Source organism: Streptomyces sp. cmx-4-9 (assembly GCF_046548835.1).
Lineage (GTDB): Bacteria > Actinomycetota > Actinomycetes > Streptomycetales > Streptomycetaceae > Streptomyces.
On the sequence record NZ_JAEBEE010000007.1, the window covers coordinates 51220 to 69293 of the forward strand.

Annotated in this window: 16 protein-coding genes and 3 tRNA genes; 9 read left to right on the forward strand and 10 right to left on the reverse strand. The window is 74.6% G+C overall.

The annotated features are described in order from the left end of the window. Positions 1–127: 127 nt before the first annotated feature. A complete protein-coding gene (locus ACLJTM_RS21910) occupies positions 128–1024 on the forward strand; it encodes an SGNH/GDSL hydrolase family protein (protein ID WP_411105372.1) in 897 nt (298 codons plus the stop codon). 117 nt (positions 1025–1141) lie between these two features. Here ACLJTM_RS21910 and ACLJTM_RS21915 read toward each other — a convergent pair whose 3' ends face one another. Continuing rightward, positions 1142–3622: a beta-glucosidase family protein gene (locus ACLJTM_RS21915; protein WP_411105373.1), complete on the reverse strand. Its 2481-nt coding sequence runs from the start codon at positions 3620–3622 to the stop codon at positions 1142–1144. Positions 3623–3779: 157 nt separating this feature from the next. Between ACLJTM_RS21915 and ACLJTM_RS21920 the strand changes: the two genes are divergently transcribed. Both ACLJTM_RS21920 and ACLJTM_RS21925 read left to right on the forward strand, forming a co-directional pair. Next, positions 3780–4358, forward strand: a complete 579-nt coding sequence (locus tag ACLJTM_RS21920; protein ID WP_411105374.1) for a TetR/AcrR family transcriptional regulator — start codon at positions 3780–3782, stop codon at positions 4356–4358. Between the two features lie 29 nt (positions 4359–4387). Beyond that, positions 4388–5140, forward strand: coding sequence for a hypothetical protein (locus tag ACLJTM_RS21925; protein ID WP_411105375.1), 753 nt, complete (start codon positions 4388–4390; stop codon positions 5138–5140). A gap of 95 nt (positions 5141–5235) precedes the next feature. Here ACLJTM_RS21925 and ACLJTM_RS21930 read toward each other — a convergent pair whose 3' ends face one another. The 3 genes from ACLJTM_RS21930 to ACLJTM_RS21940 form a co-directional block, all read right to left on the reverse strand. Continuing rightward, entirely contained in the window at positions 5236–6144 is a 909-nt protein-coding gene (locus tag ACLJTM_RS21930) for an EI24 domain-containing protein (RefSeq protein WP_411105376.1), read from the reverse strand. A gap of 140 nt (positions 6145–6284) precedes the next feature. Continuing rightward, on the reverse strand, positions 6285–6707 hold the full coding sequence (locus ACLJTM_RS21935) for an organic hydroperoxide resistance protein (RefSeq protein WP_411105377.1): 423 nt from the start codon (positions 6705–6707) through the stop codon (positions 6285–6287). A gap of 64 nt (positions 6708–6771) precedes the next feature. Next, on the reverse strand, positions 6772–7794 hold the full coding sequence (locus ACLJTM_RS21940) for an NADP-dependent oxidoreductase (protein ID WP_411105378.1): 1023 nt from the start codon (positions 7792–7794) through the stop codon (positions 6772–6774). Between the two features lie 122 nt (positions 7795–7916). Between ACLJTM_RS21940 and ACLJTM_RS21945 the strand changes: the two genes are divergently transcribed. Then, positions 7917–8339: a MarR family winged helix-turn-helix transcriptional regulator gene (locus ACLJTM_RS21945; RefSeq protein WP_411105379.1), complete on the forward strand. Its 423-nt coding sequence runs from the start codon at positions 7917–7919 to the stop codon at positions 8337–8339. 33 nt (positions 8340–8372) lie between these two features. On the opposite strand, the gene ACLJTM_RS21950 is transcribed toward ACLJTM_RS21945, so the two are convergent. Continuing rightward, positions 8373–9146: a hypothetical protein gene (locus ACLJTM_RS21950; protein ID WP_411105380.1), complete on the reverse strand. Its 774-nt coding sequence runs from the start codon at positions 9144–9146 to the stop codon at positions 8373–8375. A gap of 78 nt (positions 9147–9224) precedes the next feature. Here ACLJTM_RS21950 and ACLJTM_RS21955 point away from each other — a divergent pair, with 78 nt between their 5' ends. Then, a complete protein-coding gene (locus ACLJTM_RS21955; protein ID WP_411105381.1) occupies positions 9225–9809 on the forward strand; it encodes a hypothetical protein in 585 nt (194 codons plus the stop codon). Positions 9810–9822: 13 nt separating this feature from the next. Here the strand turns inward: ACLJTM_RS21955 and ACLJTM_RS21960 are convergent, their stop codons facing one another. Further along, on the reverse strand, positions 9823–10533 hold the full coding sequence (locus ACLJTM_RS21960; protein WP_411105382.1) for an esterase/lipase family protein: 711 nt from the start codon (positions 10531–10533) through the stop codon (positions 9823–9825). A 210-nt stretch (positions 10534–10743) separates the two neighbouring features. Between ACLJTM_RS21960 and ACLJTM_RS21965 the strand changes: the two genes are divergently transcribed. From ACLJTM_RS21965 to ACLJTM_RS21975, 3 genes are read left to right on the forward strand one after another with little or no spacing between them, the layout of a single operon-like run. Next, complete coding sequence (locus tag ACLJTM_RS21965) at positions 10744–11781, forward strand: rod shape-determining protein (protein ID WP_411105383.1); 1038 nt, start codon at positions 10744–10746, stop codon at positions 11779–11781. Beyond that, positions 11778–13379 (forward strand): GAF domain-containing protein, encoded by a 1602-nt coding sequence (locus ACLJTM_RS21970; RefSeq protein ID WP_411105384.1) that lies wholly within the window; start codon positions 11778–11780, stop codon positions 13377–13379. The genes ACLJTM_RS21965 and ACLJTM_RS21970 overlap by 4 nt, the downstream gene beginning before the upstream one ends. A gap of 52 nt (positions 13380–13431) precedes the next feature. Next, entirely contained in the window at positions 13432–14787 is a 1356-nt protein-coding gene (locus tag ACLJTM_RS21975; protein WP_411105785.1) for a carboxyl transferase domain-containing protein, read from the forward strand. A 23-nt stretch (positions 14788–14810) separates the two neighbouring features. Here ACLJTM_RS21975 and ACLJTM_RS21980 read toward each other — a convergent pair whose 3' ends face one another. After that, entirely contained in the window at positions 14811–16124 is a 1314-nt protein-coding gene (locus tag ACLJTM_RS21980; RefSeq protein ID WP_411105385.1) for an MFS transporter, read from the reverse strand. A gap of 163 nt (positions 16125–16287) precedes the next feature. Here ACLJTM_RS21980 and ACLJTM_RS21985 point away from each other — a divergent pair, with 163 nt between their 5' ends. Further along, positions 16288–17445, forward strand: a complete 1158-nt coding sequence (locus ACLJTM_RS21985; protein WP_411105386.1) for a glutamate--cysteine ligase — start codon at positions 16288–16290, stop codon at positions 17443–17445. A gap of 84 nt (positions 17446–17529) precedes the next feature. On the opposite strand, the gene ACLJTM_RS21990 is transcribed toward ACLJTM_RS21985, so the two are convergent. The 3 genes from ACLJTM_RS21990 to ACLJTM_RS22000 form a co-directional block, all read right to left on the reverse strand. Further along, positions 17530–17603 (reverse strand) — tRNA-Ile (locus ACLJTM_RS21990). A 198-nt stretch (positions 17604–17801) separates the two neighbouring features. Continuing rightward, positions 17802–17874 (reverse strand) — tRNA-Asn (locus ACLJTM_RS21995). 5 nt (positions 17875–17879) lie between these two features. Then, positions 17880–17952 (reverse strand) — tRNA-Asn (locus ACLJTM_RS22000). Positions 17953–18074: the final 122 nt, after the last annotated feature.

An 18074-nucleotide genomic window follows, 5' to 3' on the forward strand; every position in this document is an offset into this window, starting at 1 on the left:
GGAAAAAGCTACCGTGCGTCAGGGGGCGCGGAGTGACGTACGGTCGCTCCCAGACCCGCAATCACCGAGCTTTCACTCAGCAGGACGCCCCCGCGCGATGCGGGGCGGCAAGGAGGGGACCAACCCGATGCGCACCACCGCCGCGCGCCGCAGGAAGCGCCGGAGCCTCGTCGGTGCGGGGGCGGCGGTCGCCGTCCTGGCGGCCGCGGTGACGGGGTGCCAGTCGGGTGGGGGCCGGGAGCCGTCGGAGCGCCCGACCAGGCAGGCCCCGCGCTGGAACACCGCACCTTCCTCGATCGCGGCGGTCGGCGACTCCATCACGCGCGGTTTCGACGCCTGTTCGGTGCTGGCCGACTGCCCGGAGGTGTCCTGGGCCACCGGCAACGACCCCGCGGTCCGCTCCCTCGCCGCCCGGCTGCTGGGGGATGCGCAGGCGCCGGCCCGGAGCTGGAACCACGCGGTGACGGGCGCGCGGATGGCGGATCTTCCGGGGCAGCTGGCCGCGGCGGCGGAGCACCGGCCCGACCTGGTCACGGTCATGGTGGGCTCCAACGACGCCTGCCGCCCCACGGCTTCGTCGATGACCCCGGTGCCGGAGTTCCGGTCCGGCTTCGAGACGGCGCTCGCGCAGCTGCGGGCGGCGTCCCCCGCCTCCCAGGTCTACGTCTCCAGCGTGCCGGACCTGCAGCGCCTGTGGGAGCAGGGCAAGGACCTCCCGATGGTCCGGCAGGTCTGGAGGCTGGGCATCTGCCAGTCGATGCTCGCCGACCCGCTGTCGGCGGCCACGGGGGCGACGGCCCGTCGCGAGCAGGTGCGGGCGCGGGTGGTGGAGTACAACGAGGTGCTGCGCGAGGTCTGCGGGAAGGACCCGCTGTGCCGCTACGACGGTGGAGCGGTGTTCCAGTACCCCTTCTCGGCGGAGCAGTTGAGCCGGTGGGACTGGTTCCACCCGGGCAAGGACGGTCAGGCGCGGCTCGCGGAACTGGCCCACCGGCAGGTGACGGCGGCCGAACCGCCGCGTTGACGCGGTCCCCCCGGAGGGGGTGCGGCGGACCGGGGGCGGGTGTCAGGGCCCGCCCCCGGTCCTGTCATCGGGACCGGATCAGGGGCTGTTTCCGGCCATTTCGCCCTATGCGGCGTGTCATCCCAGGTCGAGCGTGGCCGTCAACCGCGTATCGCCGTGCGAGCGGCCCGCCCGGACCTCGTGGACGCCGCCGATCCGCTGCCAGCCGTCGGCGGCCTCGTCCCAGATCTCGAAGGCCCGGGCGGGCAGGTCGATCACGGCCTCCACGCTCTCGCCGGGGCCGGCCTCGACGCCCGCGAAGGCGGCCAGCCAGCTGGCCGGGCGCTCCACGGGGTCGGCGGCGGGCGCCAGGTAGACCTGGACGACCTCGCGGCCGGGCCGGGTGCCGGTGTTGGTGAGGCGTACCCGCACGGTGTCGGCGGTGGCCTGCAGGGACTCGTACGTCCAGTCGGTGTAGCCGAGGCCGTGCCCGAACGGGTAGGCCGGGGCGATCCCGTGCTTCTCGTAGGCCCGGTAGCCGATGAAGAGCCCCTCCGCGTACTCCAGGCGCCCGTCGCCGGGGACGACCTCCGTGACCGGGGCGTCCGTGAGCGCCGCGGGCCAGGTGGTGGGCAGCCGGCCGCCCGGTTCGGCGTCGCCCCGCAGGACGTCGGCCAGCGCGGCCCCGCCCTCCTGTCCGGGGAACCAGGTCAGCAGGACGGCGGCCACGTCCTCACGCCAGGGCAGCTCCACCGGGGAGCCGGCGTTGACGACGACCACGGTGTTCGGGTTGACGGCGGCGACGGCCCGGACCAGGTCGTCCTGGCGGCCGGGCAGGCGCAGGTCACGGCGGTCGAAGCCCTCGGACTCGACCCGCTCGGTGGTGGCGACGACCACGACGGCGGTGTCGGCCCCGCGGGCGGCGGCCACGGCCTCGGCGATCAGCTCGTCGGCGTCGCGGCGCGGGCCGAGGTGGAGCAGCGAGAACATGATCGCCTTGACCGGCAGGCCGGCCACGTCGGGGACCTGGAAGGTCAGCGACACCTCGACGGGCTCGCCCGCGGTGAGGGTGGCCCGGCCCCGTTCGCAGGGGGCGCCGAAGAAGGCCTCGAAGGGATCGGCCTCGTCGCCCCTGTCCTGGACGCCCTCCCAGAGGGTCCGGCCGCCGACGGCGAGGGTGAAGGCGCCGAGGCCGCGGGTCCCGAAGCAGTGCTCCCCGCTCTCGCGCGGCACGAACCGGCCGGTGACCTCGATGCTCGCCATGGTCGCGTAGGAGGCGCCCGCGGGCAGGTCGTCCCCGATCCACTGGACCTGGCCCGACGGCAGGCTGCCCGCGCCGAGGACGGCGCCGGAGGCGTCGCGGCAGACGGCGCGCAGCTCGAAGCCCTGGTCGGCGGGGGTCAGTTCGTCGGAGGGGTCGGCGCCGACGGCGAAGGTCAGCGACCCGGCGGGCAGGGCTGCGCTCAGGCCGTCGAGCGGGGAGACGACGCGCTCGGGGAAGACGGTGGCGGAGCCGCCGCCGAGGATGCGGGCATCGCGGGCGGCGGCGCCGAGGAGGGCGACGGTGCGGCCCGCGGCGGCGTCCAGGGGCAGCGCGGGCCGCCCGTCCGGGCCGGCCTCGTTGCGGACGAGGACGAAGCCGCGGACGGCGAGTTCCCTGGCGAGGGCCGGGCCGTCGACCGGGGCGGGGGGCTCGGCGACCACGGCGGGGGCGCCTTCCAGCAGGCCGACGCGTGCGGCCAGGCGCAGCACGTTGCGCACGGCCTCGTCCACGGCCGCCTCGGCGACCTCGCCGGCGCGGACGGCGGCGGCGAGGGCGGGGCCGTAGACGGTCTGCGGGCCGGGCATGGCCACGTCGAGGCCGCCTTCGATGGCGCCGGTGGTGGAGCGGGCGGCCATCCAGTCCGAGACGTTGCAGCCGTCGAAGCCCCAGGCGCCGCGCAGGACCCCGTTGACCAGGTGCCCGTTCTCGGTCATGGTCGTGCCGTTGATCCGGTTGTAGGACGTCATGATCCCCCACGGGCGGGCGCCCGCGACGATGGCCTCGAAGGGCGCCAGGTACAGCTCGCGCAGCGGGCGCGGGGCGATGGCGTTGTCCACGGTGAACCGCTCGGTCTCGGCGTCGTTGCCGACGAAGTGCTTGACCGTGGTGCCGACGCCGCCGTCCTGGACGCCGTTGACGTAGCCGCTGCCGACGGCGCCGGTGAGGTACGGGTCCTCGGAGTAGCACTCGAAGTGCCGGCCGCCGAGCGGGGAGCGGTGCAGGTTCACCGTCGGCGCCAGCAGGACGTGGACCCCCTTGCGGCGGGCCTCCTGGGCCAGGAGGCGGCCGGCCCGGCGGGCGAGGGCCGGGTCCCAGGCCGCGGCGAGCGCGGTCGGGGAGGGCAGGGCGATGGACGGGTCGTCGGCCGTCCAGCGCACACCGCGCACCCCGACGGGGCCGTCGGACATGACCAGGGACTCCAGCCCGATGCCGGGGAGGGCGGGCAGCGACCACATGTCCTGCCCGGACAGCAGACGGGCCTTGGCGTCGAGGTCGAGCTTGCCGAGGGCCGTCTCCACGGCGTCCTCGCGGATCTGTTCACGGGTGGTGTCGCGGGCCTGATCGGCATCGGTCACGGCCGTGCCTCCTCGTCGTGTGCGGTGCGCGGGGTGCGTGCGGTGCCCCCATCGTGGACCCGCCACCTGTAGACCGGTAGGGTTCGTCACCCATTCGTGACATCGTGATGTCGTACGGTCCTGCTGGCAGGTGCGGGCGGAAGAGGGGTGCCGGACGATGGTCAGGGCGAGGAGCGAGGAACGGCGCGCGGAGATCGTCCGGGCGGCCCTCGAAGTGATCGCGGAACGCGGCTACCGGGGGGCGTCCCTGGGCGCCGTGGCCGAACGCGTGGGCCTCACCCAGCAGGGGCTGCTGCACTACTTCCCGACGAAGGAGGCCCTGCTGGTCGCGGTACTGGAGGAGCGGGACCGCTGGGACACCGGCGGCGGCTCGCGCGCCGCGGCCGACACCTGGCGGCTGGACCTGCTGGCCTCGCTGGTGGACTACAACGCGATGCGCCCCGGCATCGTGCAGACCTTCTCGGCCCTGCTGGGCGAGAGCGTCACCGACGGGCACCCCGCGCGGGAGTTCTTCACCGACCGCTACGCCCAGGTCCGCGCGGAGACGGCCGCGGTCCTGCGCGCCGAGTTCGGCGACCGCCTGCCCTCGGGCCTCACCCCGGAGCAGGCCGCCCCGCTGCTCACGGCCGTCATGGACGGCCTCCAGTACCAGTGGCTGCTGGCACCGGAGTCGGTGGACATGCCCGCCGCCTTCCGCTCCTTCCTGGCCCTGCTGCGCGGACCCGAGGGGACGTAGCGGCCCACGGGTGTGATGGGGTGTCGGCCATGGACGACAGCGCACGCGACGGCAGGGACGGCGATGGGACGGTCACGGTCCCGGAGCGGCTCCACGGATATCCCGGGGTGGCCTTCGGCGGCTACGTGGCGGGCCTGCTGGCCGGCCGCTCGACCGCGCAGGACGTACGGGTGGACTTCCGGCGGCCGGTGCCGACCGGGACTTCGCTCCGCCTGTCGCCGGCCGCCGACGGCGGCGCCGCACTGACGGACGGCGACCTGCTGCTGGCCGGGGCGAGCCCCGCCGGACCGGCGGAGCCGCCGGTGCCCGCGGCCCCCACCTGGGAGCAGGCGTCGGCAGCGGCCGAGGCCTACCGGGCGGCCCCGCCGGACGGCACGGTCGACTGCTTCGGCTGCGGCCTGGACCGTACGCCCGCCACCGGGCTGCGCCTGCACTGCGGCCGGGTGCCGGGCAGCGCGGTGGTCGCCGCGGCCTGGACCCCGGCGGCGGAACTCGCGGGGCCCGACGGGATGCTGGCTCCCGAGCTGGTGTGGGGCGCCCTGGACTGCCCCGGCAACGCGGCCGGGCGGCTGCTCGACGGCCGGCCCGCCGGGGCGGTCACGGCCGCCCTGCACGCCCGCCTGCTGCGGCCGGTACCGGTCGGCGTGGGACTCGTCTCCTACGCCTGGCTGCTGACGTCCTCAGGCCGCAAGTACACCGCGGGCACGGCCCTGGCCACTGCTTCCGGCGAACTGTGCGCCGTCGCGGAGGCACTCTGGGTGCAGCCCCGCACCGCGGCCTGACGGGAGCCCGGCCGGATCCGCGGGAGACGGCCTGGTGCTGTGACCGGAAAGGTGTGCCGGGCGCCGCGACCCGGTGAACCCTTCCGGTCACAGCACTAGAAGCCGGGCGGCGGCGGGCCGAAGCCCTTGGCCTGGCCGCCCGGGGCGGCCGGCTGACCGGCCTGGCCGTCCCGGCCCCTGCCCTGCGCCCGGACGCCGTGGGGCGCGGGCTGCTCGGGGTGGGCGTGGCCCGCGGGGGCCTGCCCGTCCTGCGGCTCGTGCGGTGCGGGGGCCGGCAGCAGGTCCCGCGCCATCAGGGTGGCGCCCGCGACCGCGCCGGGCATCAGGAACACCGCGACCAGGGGCACCAGGAAGGACAGCACCAGCGGGACGCCGAAGCCCAGGACCATCATCCGGCGCGACCGCAGCAGGGCCAGCCGGTCCTTCAGCTCGACGCGGCGGCGCTGCAGGGCGACGGCGGTGAGCTCCTGGGTCAGGAAGTAGCCGGAGACGCAGAACCCGAGGGCCGGGACCACGGTCTGCCCGAGCACCGGGACGAAGCCGAGGGCGAAGAGCAGGATCCCGTACAGCAGGACCCTGGCGAGCACCCGCACGCTGTCCCGGGCGGAGATCCACAGCTCGGCCGGGAGCGACAGCCCGGATTCGGGGACCTCGCCGCCCTCGCTGCGGTCGACGGCCTCGGAGAGGGACTCGTAGAACGGCTGGCCGATGAGCAGGGTCACGGCGGTGAAGGTGATCACCGCGAGGAAGAGGCCGAGGCAGAAGACCAGCGCGGTGAGGAAGCCGCGGAAGAGGCCGATCCACGGCGCGGACCAGTCGTCGGCGAAGGGCGTGGCCCAGGCGGTCAGGTCGTCGGCGCCGGCGCCGAGCCCGATCAGTGCGCCCGCGTAGAGGACGAGGGTGACGAGCCCGGGCAGCAGCCCGAGTCCCAGCCAGCGCCCGTGTCCCAGCACCCACCGCTGTCCGGCCAGCAGATACCGGAAGCCCCCCGCAAGATCGCTCATGCGGCCAGTTTAGGGGGTGGCTCCCCGACCGGGCCGGGCCCCGGGGGCCGTGCGGTCCGGAACGCCGTGCGGGCCCGGACGGCCGCACGGCGAAGGCCGCACCCCTGCAGGGGTGCGGCCTTCGCCTGGCTGCGGCCGGATCAGACGGCGAGCTCGACGGTGATGTTGCCGCGGGTGGCCTTGGAGTACGGGCAGACCTGGTGGGCCTTCTCGATGAGGTCCTTGGCGGTGGCGGCGTCCACGTTCGGGATCGCGGCGGAGATCTTGACGATCAGGCCGAAGCCGTCGTCGTTCTTGCCGATGCCGACCTCGGCGGTGACGGTCGAGCCGGAGATGTCGGCGTTCTCGTTCTTGGCGACGACACCGAGGGCGCCCTGGAAGCAGGCGCTGTAGCCGGCGGCGAACAGCTGCTCCGGGTTGGTGCCGGCGCCGCTGCCGCCGAGCTCCTTCGGCGGGTTCACGACGACGTCGAGCCGGCCGTCGTTGGTGGCGACGCGGCCGTCACGGCCGTTCTCGGCGGTGGCGACAGCGGTGTACGCGACATCGGACTGCTGGATGGACATGAAAGAAGATCCTCCTGGTAGTCGTCACGACTCGCGCCCACGGCCGCAACGGTGTGGGGTGAGCCTAACCGGTGAAAGAAACGATCATCTTTCCGGTGTTCTCGCCCCGCAGCATGCCGAGGAAGGCCTCGGTCGCGTTCTCGACGCCCTCGACGACCGTCTCGTCGTACCGCAGCTCCCCGGAACGCAGCCATCCGGCCACGTCCTGGACGAACTGCTCCTGGATGCCGGCGTGGTCGCCGACCAGCACGCCCTGCAGGCGCAGGCGCTTGCCGATGACCAGGGTCAGGTTCCGCGGGCCGGGCGTGGGCTCGGTGGCGTTGTACTGCGCGATCGCCCCGCACAGGGTGGCGCGGCCGTGCACCTTCAGGGAGGAGATGGCCGCCTCCAGGTGGTCCCCGCCGACGTTGTCGAAGTAGACGTCGATGCCCTCGGGGGCGGCCTCCTTCAGCTGCTCGCCGACGGGGCCGTTCTTGTAGTTGAAGGCGGCGTCGAAGCCGTACTTCTCTGTGAGGAGCGTCACCTTCTCGTCGGAGCCGGCGGAGCCGATCACCCGGGAGGCGCCCTTGATGCGGGCGAACTGCCCGACGAGGCTGCCGACCGCGCCCGCCGCACCGGAGACGAACACCGCGTCGCCCTCCGTGAAGGAGGCGACCTCGAAGAGCCCGGCGTAGGCGGTCAGGCCCGGCATGCCGAGCACGCCGAGGTAGGTGGAGAGCGGGGCGAGGCCGGCGTCGACCTTGGTGGCGTGCCGGGCGTCCACGTCGGCGTACTCGCGCCAGCCCAGGCCGTGCAGCACGTGGTCGCCGACCGCGAAGCGCTCGTCGGCGGAGGCGACGACCTCGCCGACCGCCCCGCCGTCCATCGGCTGGTCCAGCCGGAAGGGCGGCACGTAGGACTTCACGTCGTTCATCCGGCCGCGCATGTACGGGTCCACGGACATGTGCAGGTTGCGGACCAGGATCCGGCCGGGGGCGGGCTCGGCAGACACGGGCACCTCGCGCAGGGCGAAGTCCTCGGCGACGGGCCAGCCCTGCGGGCGTCGGACCAGGTGCCATTCGCGGCTGACGGCGGGGATCTCGGACATGCGGCGCTCCTGAGGGGTAAGACGGTGCTTCACGGAAGGTCGGCACGGAAAGTGCTTCACTCAGTGAAACAACCATGCGCCTGGATATTTCATGTTGTCAAGTAAATGGGTACGCTGGCTGCATGCCCAGTCGTCGCGCAGACCCAGTGACCCTTGAGGTCGTCGAACTCATCGGCGACGTCGTGGCCCGCTACCACGAGGAGTACGAGCACGCCGCCGCCCGCCACCAGCTCACCGGCGCCCAGGCCCGGGTGCTCGGGCTGCTCTCCCTGGAGCCGCTGCCGATGCGGCGCATCGCGCAGAAGCTGAAGTGCGAGCCCTCCAACATCACCGGCATCATCGACCGGCTGGAGACCCGCGGCCTCGTCGAGCGCCGCCCGGATCCCGCCGACCGCCGGGTCAAGCTGGCCGCCCCCACCGAGGAGGGGCTCCAGACCGCCGACCGGCTGCGCGAGTCGCTGGACTTCGCCCGCGAGCCGCTGGCCGGCCTGTCGGAGGCCGAGCGGACGGCACTGCGGGACCTGCTCAGGCGGATGCTGAGCTGATCCGGCGGGCCGCCGCCGAGGACCGGAGGCGGCTCAGCCGCAGAAGATCCAGAACACGCAGCTCTTCGTGGGCTTCGGGGTGGGCGTGGGCTTCGGCGGCGCCGGGGACGGCGGCTGGGCACTCCCGGAGCCGCTCGGCGAGGGCTGCCCCGAGACGGACGGCCCCGCGGTGCCCGAGGGGCCGGGGGTGGCGGCCGTCGGCGCCGAGGCGGAGGGCGCCGGGGCGGAGGAGGTCGGCCCCGGCGCCACCGACGCCGCCGAGGGGGACCCCGTACCGGTCGTCTTCGCAGGTCCCGCTCCCGGCTTCGCGGTACCGGACCCCTTGGCCGGGCCGGACCCCTTGGCCGCGGGCGAGCCCGCCGTCGGCGCGTCCGGCGCCGGGACGGGCTTCTGCGGAGCGGCGTCGTCGGTCAGCACCACGGTGGCGGCCCGGTCGGTGCGGTCCCCCTCGGCGGCCATCCGCGCCGCCGCCAGGGTGCCGCCGGTGGCGAGCAGCAGTCCGAGCCCGACGGTCAGCACCGTCCGGCGGCGCCTGCGGTGCGTGGCGCGGCGCCGGGCGCCGGGTCTGCGCTCCTGCTGGGGCCCGGACAGCACGACGAGCGAGTCCGCGTACACCTCGGCCAGCGTGGCGTGCGGGGCGGGCGCGTCCACCGGGTCGTACGCCCCGGGCGCGGCAGGGGCGCCGGGCGCACCGGGTACGTCGTGCGCGGGCGGCGCGGCGGGCAGCAGGTACTGGGCCGGGGTTCCGCACCCGGCACACGCGAGTGCGCCGTTGAGGTGCCTCCGGCAAGCTGGGCAGTAGTTCATGGCGCCCGCAGGCTACGGGGTCCGCGGCAACATCAGTGTCCCGGGAACGTAAGGATCCTGTGTGGAATCGTTGGGTCCATGACAGCGAACCCGACCCCGCGCCGGGAGGCCTTCGGGCCGGCGTCCTTCCAGCTGGTGCTGCTGCGGCGGATGGCGGACTTCCAGCCCGACCTCGCCGACCGGGCCCGCCACCGGCTGGGCGCCACGCTCGCGGAGCAGCGGGAGGCCAACAAGCGCTGGCAGGCCATGGTCCGCTCGCCGCGCTCCCGCGGGGCGCTGGCCCGCTACCGCTCGGTGCTGGGCCCGCCGGAGTCCGCCGAGCCGCGCCGGATCGGCGACCTGGAGTGCGAGGCCCTGCTGTGGCCGGTGCCGCTCTGGCCCGATCTGCGTTTCGAGGTGCTTGCGGCGCGGGACGGGGCGGTGTGGAACGAGTGGCTGGTCAGGGCCCCCGGTGCGCGGGGGCCCGTACTGGAGTCCGCGCAGGACCTGCTGCCCTGGTCGGCGACGGTGGACGAGGTGGCCCGGGCCTTCCCCCCGGCCCGTCCGATGGAGGGGACCGCGCCGACCCGCTGGCGCCTGGCCTTCGCCGCGGCGGGCCGGCCGTGCGTCGCGGAGTTCACCTACGGCCTGCTCCAGCGGGTGTCCTGCGCGGAGACGGGGTGAGGGGGACGGGACGTCAGGAGGCGAGGAAGGCCCGCACCCCGGCCGAGGTGGCGTCGTCGCCCAGCAGGTCGTTGTGCTTCAGGCAGCCGACCGGCGTGTTGGCGGCCCCGGCCAGCGGGACGCTGTCGTCCGGGTTGACGACCTCGTCGCAGTTCGACCAGAAGGTCGCGTACTTCACCGCGCCCGGGGTCTCGTCCCCGGCGTTGAGGTTCTTCACCACGTACGAGCCGGGGGTCATGTCCCGGCAGGCCTGGTCCCAGAGCGCGCAGGCCCAGGCGGTGGAGGTGCCCCGGTTGGGTCCGGCCAGCGAGACCCAGTGCTCCACGGAGTCCGCGCCACCGCCGTACTTGACGTACCAGCGGCTCACCAGCGAGCCGAAGGAGTGCCCGACCACGTCGACCTTCGCGGCGCCGGTCTCCCGGCGGACCTGGTCGACGTACGCGGCCAGCCGCCCGGCGAGCACCTCGTTGACCGACTGGTGGGTGTCGTAGCCCCAGGAGAAGAGGTCCGCGTCGGCGTATCCGGCGGTCCGCAGGTCCTCGCGCAGGCTCCCCCAGACCCCGGGATCGGCGTTGTAGCCGTGCACGAAGATGACCGGGCGGTGCGATGACGTCCGGTCAGCGGCGGCTGCGGCGCCCCGGCCGGCGGCATGGGACGGGAAGGGCGCCAGCAGCGCCAGGCAGAGTGTCAGGAGTGCCAGCAGTCTCTGGCGGGCCGTCAGCATCAGGTCCCCTTTACCTTGTTACGCGTGGGTAGCGCGTGCAGTGCGCGCATGGTGCTGCCTGTCGGTACAGAAATCCACCCCCATGCAGGCGGCCGTGCCCCCCGGCCGGAGCAGCCCAACGGGCGCTGGGACCCAAATGTCCGAGATGATATGAAACGCGACCGGCGGCCCGTCGGTCTTCATGCGTCAGCGCTCTCGGGAGGATCTGCCGTGACCGTCAGTCTTGAGCAGTTGCGCCGCTGCCACGTCGCCGTCGACCTGGGCGCGGCCAGGACCCGCGTGTACGTCAAGGGAGCCGGCCTGGTCGTCGACGAGCCCAGCGTCGCCGCGGTGAACACGCGCACCGGCGCGCTCATCGCCGTCGGGACCTTCGCCGAACGGATGACCGGCCGCACGCCCGACTACATCCGGGTCGTGCGCCCCGTCTCCGGCGGCACGGTCGTCGACATCGAGATGGCCCAGCGGATGCTGCGCCACCTGCTCGGCGAGAAGCTGCGGCGCGCCCTGCGCCGCAAGCCCCGGCTGCGGGCCGCGGCCTGCACCCCGCACGACGCGGACCCGCTGGCCCAGCGGGCGACCGTGGAGACCCTCGTCGGCCTCGGGGCCCGGCGCGTCGAGCTGGTCGACACCCTGATCGCCGCGGCCGTCGGCTGCGGCCTCCCCGTGGAGCAGCCGACCGCGACGATGATCATGGTGTGCGGGGCGGCGGCCACCCAGGTGGCCGTCCTCTCCCTCGGCTCGATCGTCACCGCCCAGCGGATCCCGATCGGCGGCGAGGCCATCGACCACGCCGTCGTCCAGCACCTGCGCCACGCCCACGAGCTGATGCTGCCGAGCCAGGCCGTCCGGCCGCTCCAGCTGGCCCTGCACGGCAACGGCATCACGGCCGAGGGCCCCGCCTCGACCCTCATCCACGGCCGGGACGTGGCCACCGGCCTGGCCCGGTCGGTGCACGTGGACACCGCAGCCGTGCGGGACGCCATCCACACCCCCCTGACGGCCGTGATCGACGGCATCGGCAAGGTGCTGCGGGACTGCCCGCCGGATCTGGTCGCGGACCTGACCGACCGGGGGATCATGATGGTGGGCGGCAGCGCCCTGCTGCCGGGCCTGGACCAGATGCTGCGCGACGCCACCGGGATGCCCGTCGCCATCGCCGAGCGGCCGGACGTGTGCGCCGTACTCGGTCTCGGCGCGATGCTCGAAGGGAAGATCGCCCCCATGGTGCTCAATCCGCTGGCCGGATGACGGACCCGCACCCCGCACCCGGACGGCCCGGACCCGCCGCGCAGCCGGACGGCCCCGGACCGGCGCCGTCCGGGCTGCCGGTCCTGCTGGAGGCGGTGCTCAGCGTCGGCTCCGAGCTGGAGCTGCACGCCACCCTCCAGCACATCGTGGACTCGGCGGCCGAGCTGTGCGCGGCGCGCTACGCGGCGCTCGGGGTCATCGACCCCGAGCGCGCCCGGCTGACCGGGCTGTTCACGGCCGGGATGAGCGAGGCGGAGCGCGCCGCGGTCGCCCGCCTGCCGGACGGCCGCTCGGGCCTGCTCGGCGCCCTCGTCCACGACCCGCGCCCGCTGCTGCTGGACGACCTCGGGCAGGACCCCCGCGCAGTCGGCTTCCCGCCCGGCCACCCGCCGATGCGCAGCTTCCTGGGCGTCCCGATCCGGGTGCACACCGAGGTGTTCGGGAACCTCTACCTCACCGAGAAGCGCGGCGGCGGCGCCTTCACCGGCGAGGACCTGGCGCTGGTGCGGGTCCTGGCCTCGCAGGCGGGCATGGCGATCGGCAACGCCCGGCTGTACGACACCGCCCGCCGCCGGGAGCGCTGGATCGAGGGCGCCGCCGCGGTGACCACGACCCTGCTGGCGGGCCGCCCGGCGGCGGACGCCCTGCGGTGCGTGGCCGAACGGGCCCGGCTGCTGGCGGACGCCGAGGCGGGGGTGGTGCTCCAGCCGACCCCGGAGGGCGGCATGGAGATCGTGGCCGCCTCCACCCAGGGGGACCCCGGGGACCTGGTCGGGACCGCCATCGCCCCCGGCTCCCCGGTACTGGAGCAACTGCTGGGCGGGGAACCCGTCTTCATCGAGGACTCGGCCACCGACCCGCGGATGACCACGCCCGTCCGGGAGCGGTTCGGGCCCAGCATGATGCTGCCGCTGCAGAGCGGCGGCCAGCTCATCGGCACCCTGGCCCTGCCGCGCACCCGCGGCGGCCGCCCGTACGACGCCGTGGACCGGCTGCTCGCCTCGCAGTTCGCCTCGCAGGCGGCGCTCGCCCTGGTGCTCGCCGACGCCCAGCACGACCGGGAGCAGCTGGCCGTGTACGAGGACCGCGACCGGATCGCGCGGGACCTCCACGACCTCGTCGTCCAGCGGCTGTTCGCGACCGAGATGATGCTGGAGAGCACCCGGCGGCGGGCCGCGAACGCGCCCTCCGGGGACACGGTCGGCGATGAGCTCAGCCGCGCCGTCGACGAGCTCGACTCGACGATCCAGGAGGTCCGCACGGCCATCTTCGCCCTTCAACAGCCGCCGTCCGACGCCCCGACCACCTTCCGGGGCCGGGTCCTGCGGGAGACGGGCGGCGCGGGGGTCGTCCTGGGCTTCCAGCCGTCGGTGCACTTCGCGGGCCCGGTCGACGCCCTGATCCCGGAACCGGTGGCGGCCGGCCTGCTCTCGGCGCTGCGCGGCGCCCTCGCGGCGGCGCACCGGCGCAACGGGGTCACCTCGATCGAGGTCGAGATCGACGCGAACCCCTCCCGGGCCCGCCTGTCGGTGGTGGACGACGGCCGCACCGAGTCGGGCGCCCGCGGCACGACGGCGACCTGGGAGTCGGCCCTGTGACCGGGGATCGTGCGCCGGCCCGACCGGCAGGACCCCGAAAGGACGACCTAGGCTGACCGGTGTGACGACGACCCGCCTCTCGGCCCGCGCGGCCATCGCCTCCGTTGCCGACCCCGGCAGCTTCGCCGAACTGCCCGTTCCGTACCGCGAGTCCGTTCCCGACGGGCCGCTGACCTGGGAAGGCTACGACGACTCCCGGGCCCGCGCCGCGGCGCGCACCGGGGAGCAGGAGTCGGTGGTGGCCGGCACCGCCCGCATCGGCGGGCGCGAAGCGGCGTTCGTCTCCTTCGAGTTCGGCTTCCTCGGCGGCTCCCTCGGCGAGCGCACCGGAGACCTGTTGGAGGCGGCCTACACCCACGCTCGGGAGCGCCGCCTGCCGCTCGTCTCCCTCATCGCCACCGGCGGCTCCCGCATGCAGGAGGGGATGCTCGCGCTGGCGCAGCTCCAGCGGGTGGCCCGGCAGTGCGTCCTGACCCGGGCCGCCGGACTCCCGCAGGTCGCCGTCCTGCGCGATCCCACCACGGGCGGCGGGTGGGCCACGCTCGGCGCGGGGGCGGACGTCGTCCTGGCACTGGCCGGTGCCCAGGTCGGCTTCGCGGGGTCCCGGGTGCGCCCGGCGGACGCGGACCCGGCGGCGTACTCGGCCGAGGGCCAGTACGCCGCCGGGCACGTGGACGCCGTCCTCGAACCGGCGCAGCTGCCCGCCGCCCTCGCCGACTGGCTCCGGGTGCTGGCGGCGCCCCGCCGCGCGGAGCCGGACGGGCCCGTCCCGCCGCCGGCGGCGCTCGCGTCCGCAGCGCCGCCGGAGACCGGCTGGGCCGCCGTGCTCCAGGCCAGGCACCCGGACCGGCCCCGCGCCGAGGCGTACCTGGACGCGTACTTCGAGCTCCGCCTGCCCCTCTCGGGGGACCGGGCGGGCGGCGCCGACCCCGGCATGCTGTGCGGGTTCGGGCTGCGGGAGGGCCGGGCCGTGGCGTACGCGGCCCAGTGCGGCACCGCCACCCGGCCCGCGGGGTACCGGACGGCCGCCCGGGTCGTCCGCCTCGCCGACCGGCTCGGCATCCCGGTGCTCACCCTGGTGGACACCCCGGGCGCGGCCAACGACGCCGCGGCGGAGCGGGCGGGCGCCGGGCCCGCCATCGCGGACGCCTTCGCGGCGCTGGCCGCGGCCTCGGTGCCCGTCACCACCCTGCTGATCGGCGAGGGCGGTTCGGGCGGCGCCCTCGCACTGGCCGCGCCCGGCAACACCTGGGTCACCCCGGACAGCTACTTCTCGGTGATCGCCCCGGAACTGGCGACGGCCATCCTCAAGCGCTCCCCGACGGCCGCCGCGTCCACGGCGGACCAGCTCCGCATCCGCCCCCAGGACCTGGTGGCCCTGGGGGTGGCCCGGGGGATCGTGCACTGAACCCCGCCGGTCCCGGCAGGGCGCTACGCCTTCGGCGAGCGGGCGTCGTAGCGGGCGAAGTCCGGCCAGCGCAGCGCCAGCAGGGCCAGGACCAGCACGCATCCCAGGCCGCCGCCCGTGATCGCCACGGCCGGGGAGGCCACGTCGGCGACGGTGCCGGCGAGGAAGTCCCCCAGCCGCGGCCCGCCCGCCACGACCACGATGAAGACGCCCTGCAGCCGGCCGCGCATGTCGTCCGGGGTGGCGGCCTGGAGCATGGTGGTGCGGAACACCATCGAGGTGGTGTCCGCGTACCCGGCGAGGGCGAGGAAGAGCAGTCCGAGCCACAGGTTGCGGCTGAGCCCGAAGACGGCGACCGCCAGCCCCCAGGCCGCCACGGACAGCAGGATCGCCACACCGTGCCGGCGGATGCGGCCGTGCCAGCCGGAGAACAGCCCGCCCAGCAGCGCCCCGACGGCGGGCGCCGCCACCAGCAGGCCGACCGTCTTGGCGTCCCCGCCGAACCAGAGCACAGCCACGGCCGGGAACAGCGCCCTCGGGTGCGCCAGCACCATGGCGGCCAGGTCGGAGAAGAAGGTCATCCGGACGTTGGGGCGGGTCCCGAGGAAGCGCAGCCCGTCCAGGACGGAGGCCCGGCCGCGGGTCCCCTCGGCCCGGTCCGGCTTCATCGACGGCAGCCGCCACATCGCGTACAGGGCGGCGCCGAAGGTCACGGCGTCGATGAGGTAGGCGGCCTGGTAGCCCCACCAGCCGACGATGAGGCCGCCCAGCATCGGCCCGACCATCATCCCGGAGGTCATGGTCACCGAGTTCAGGGCGTTGGCGGCGGGCAGCTGCTCCACGGGCAGCAGCCGCGGGGTCATCGCGGACCGCGCCGGTCCGTTGAGCGCCCCGCAGACGGACTGGAGCGCCACGATCGCGTACAGGAACCAGACGCGGTGGAAGTCGAGCAGCGCCGCCGCGGCCAGGGCGATCGACAGGCCCGCGGACCCCAGGGAGCTGTGCAGGCCGAGCCTGCGCCGGTCCACGGTGTCGGCGATCGCCCCGCCGTACAGCCCGAAGACGATGAGCGGGACGAGGGAGAAGAGGCCCACGAGACCGACCGAGAAGCTGGACCCGGTGATCTCGTAGACCTGCAGCGAGATCGCGAGGGCGGTCATCGCTTGGCCCAGCCAGGAGATCGTCCCGCCGACCCACAGCCGCCGGTAGTGCACGGAGGTGCGCAGGGGCGTGAGGTCGGCGAATATGCGGCGTTCGGGGCGGGAGGTCTCGGCGGTGCGGGTCACGCCGGATGATAACCACCGGCCGTCCGCCGCCTCCCGGGCGTTTTCCCGCATTCATCCACCGGCAACAGTCGCCCCACCCGGACCCCCGGCCCCGCGCCCGGCCGAATCCTGCCGGTAACCCGCCATCGTCACCGGTGATTTGACCGAATCGGCGTGCGCTTCCGGCTTGCCGTTCCGCTCATGATGAAAAGACTCGTATGTCCAGGGAGGCGTAGTGATCGAACCTGGCAACAGCAGCACGAGCACGGGCACCACGCAGAACACGGTGCGCACCACCGTCCCCCTCACCCTCGGTGTCGAGGAGGAGTTCCTCCTCGTCGATGCCCGGACCTTCCGGGTGGTTCCGGCCGCCCCGCTCGTCCTCGCCACGGCCGCCGGCCTGCCGGGCGAGCTGCACCCCGAGGGCACCCGCTACCAGGTGGAGATCTCCACCCCCGTCGCCCGTTCGGCGGCCACCCTGCGCACGGAACTCGTCTCGCTGCGGCGCACCCTGGGCCGGGCGGCCGCCGCCCACGGCTGCCGGCTGCTGGCCGCGCCCTCCCCGGTGATGGCCGTGGAGGGGCCGCTGCACCTGACCGACGACGAGCCGCGCCAGCGCGAGCAGCACCGGCGGTTCGGGGCGCTCACCGACACCCTCGTGAGCTGCGGCCGCCACATCCACATCGGCACGCTGGACGTGGACACGGCCGTGGCGGTGTCCAACCGGGTGCGGCCCTGGCTGCCGACGCTGATCGCGCTGGCGGCCAACTCGCCGTTCTGGGGCGGGCGTGACACCGGCCACGCCAGCTGGCGGGCGATGGCCTGGGCCGGCTGGCCCTCCGCCGGCCTGCCCCCGCACTTCACGTCCACGGCGCACTTCCGGCGCTCGGTGCAGACCCTGCTCGGCTCGGGGGCGGCCCTGGACACCAAGATGGTCTACTGGGACCTCCGCCCGTCCGGCAACTGGCCGACGCTCGAAATCCGGGCCCCCGACATGTCGCCGGACATCGACAGCGCGATCCTCCAGGCCGAACTGGCCCGGGCCCTGGTGGCCACGGCCCTGCGCGAGATCGAGGAGCGCCGCCCGGAGCCGGCCGTACGGGACGACGTCCTGCGCCTCGCGCGCTGGCGGGCCGCCCACGACGGGCTGGAGGGCTTCGGGCTCGACCCGTACACGGGCACCGAACTCCCGGCGGCCGACCTCGCGGAGGCCCTGCTGGAGCTGACCGCCCCCGAGCTGGCCGCGGCCGGCGACCTCGACCACGCGGCGGCCACCCTGGGCGCCCTGCTGCGCGGCGGCTCGGGCGCCCACCGCCAGCGCGCGGCCTTCGCCCGCCACCAGGACCTGGCGGACGTCCTGCGCCACCTGACGGAAGAGACGGAGGCGTACTGACGACTCGTCCTGGCGGCCCGGGACGCTGTCCCCGGAAAACGCCAAAGCCGCAGGCGCGATCGTTTCTGCACCTGCGGCTTGCAGTGGGGCGGGTGGGACTCGAACCCACGGCCGACGGATTATGAGTCCGCTGCTCTAACCGGCTGAGCTACCGCCCCTTCACGGCGTGGCGCGTACATGTGTGCGCGCCGTCTGCCGCAGCATAGCCGCTCATACGATCTCCTGCCTCGGATGCCTCGCATGATCGGCTTCGCCTGTCCAGAGAGACCGCGCCGGGCCCTGCCCGGTTCCCGGACCGGACAGGAAAGAGGAAAAAAAGAAGAGGAGACCCGCTGGGGTCTCCTCTTCTTCTCCTGCTCCCCCGGCTGGACTCGAACCAGCAACCCTCCGGTTAACAGCCGAATGCTCTGCCAATTGAGCTACAGGGGACCGCGCTCCCCCGACTGGACTCGAACCAGTAACCTGCCGGTTAACAGCCGGCTGCTCTGCCAATTGAGCTACAGGGGATTGCTGCGGTGCATCGAACAGCCCACCTCCGGCCTTGCCGGGGGGGCGAGCTTCCGCTGCGAGTCATAGATTAGCGCAAGCAGGGGGGTGCTCCGCCAATCGGTATCGCCAGCGGGCCGGGC

Bases quoted from the DNA above. Each gene is read 5' to 3' on its own strand.
- ACLJTM_RS21950 (WP_411105380.1), bottom strand. From the start codon at position 9,146: ATGAACTACTGCCCAGCTTGCCGGAGGCACCTCAACGGCGCACTCGCG.
- ACLJTM_RS21945 (WP_411105379.1), top strand. From the start codon at position 7,917: ATGCCCAGTCGTCGCGCAGACCCAGTGACCCTTGAGGTCGTCGAACTC.
- ACLJTM_RS21910 (WP_411105372.1), top strand. From the start codon at position 128: ATGCGCACCACCGCCGCGCGCCGCAGGAAGCGCCGGAGCCTCGTCGGT.
- ACLJTM_RS21935 (WP_411105377.1), bottom strand. From the start codon at position 6,707: ATGTCCATCCAGCAGTCCGATGTCGCGTACACCGCTGTCGCCACCGCC.
- ACLJTM_RS21960 (WP_411105382.1), bottom strand. From the start codon at position 10,533: ATGCTGACGGCCCGCCAGAGACTGCTGGCACTCCTGACACTCTGCCTG.
- ACLJTM_RS21970 (WP_411105384.1), top strand. From the start codon at position 11,778: ATGACGGACCCGCACCCCGCACCCGGACGGCCCGGACCCGCCGCGCAG.
- ACLJTM_RS21925 (WP_411105375.1), top strand. From the start codon at position 4,388: ATGGACGACAGCGCACGCGACGGCAGGGACGGCGATGGGACGGTCACG.
- ACLJTM_RS21920 (WP_411105374.1), top strand. From the start codon at position 3,780: ATGGTCAGGGCGAGGAGCGAGGAACGGCGCGCGGAGATCGTCCGGGCG.
- ACLJTM_RS21930 (WP_411105376.1), bottom strand. From the start codon at position 6,144: ATGAGCGATCTTGCGGGGGGCTTCCGGTATCTGCTGGCCGGACAGCGG.
- ACLJTM_RS21980 (WP_411105385.1), bottom strand. From the start codon at position 16,124: ATGCGGGAAAACGCCCGGGAGGCGGCGGACGGCCGGTGGTTATCATCC.
- ACLJTM_RS21940 (WP_411105378.1), bottom strand. From the start codon at position 7,794: ATGTCCGAGATCCCCGCCGTCAGCCGCGAATGGCACCTGGTCCGACGC.
- ACLJTM_RS21955 (WP_411105381.1), top strand. From the start codon at position 9,225: ATGACAGCGAACCCGACCCCGCGCCGGGAGGCCTTCGGGCCGGCGTCC.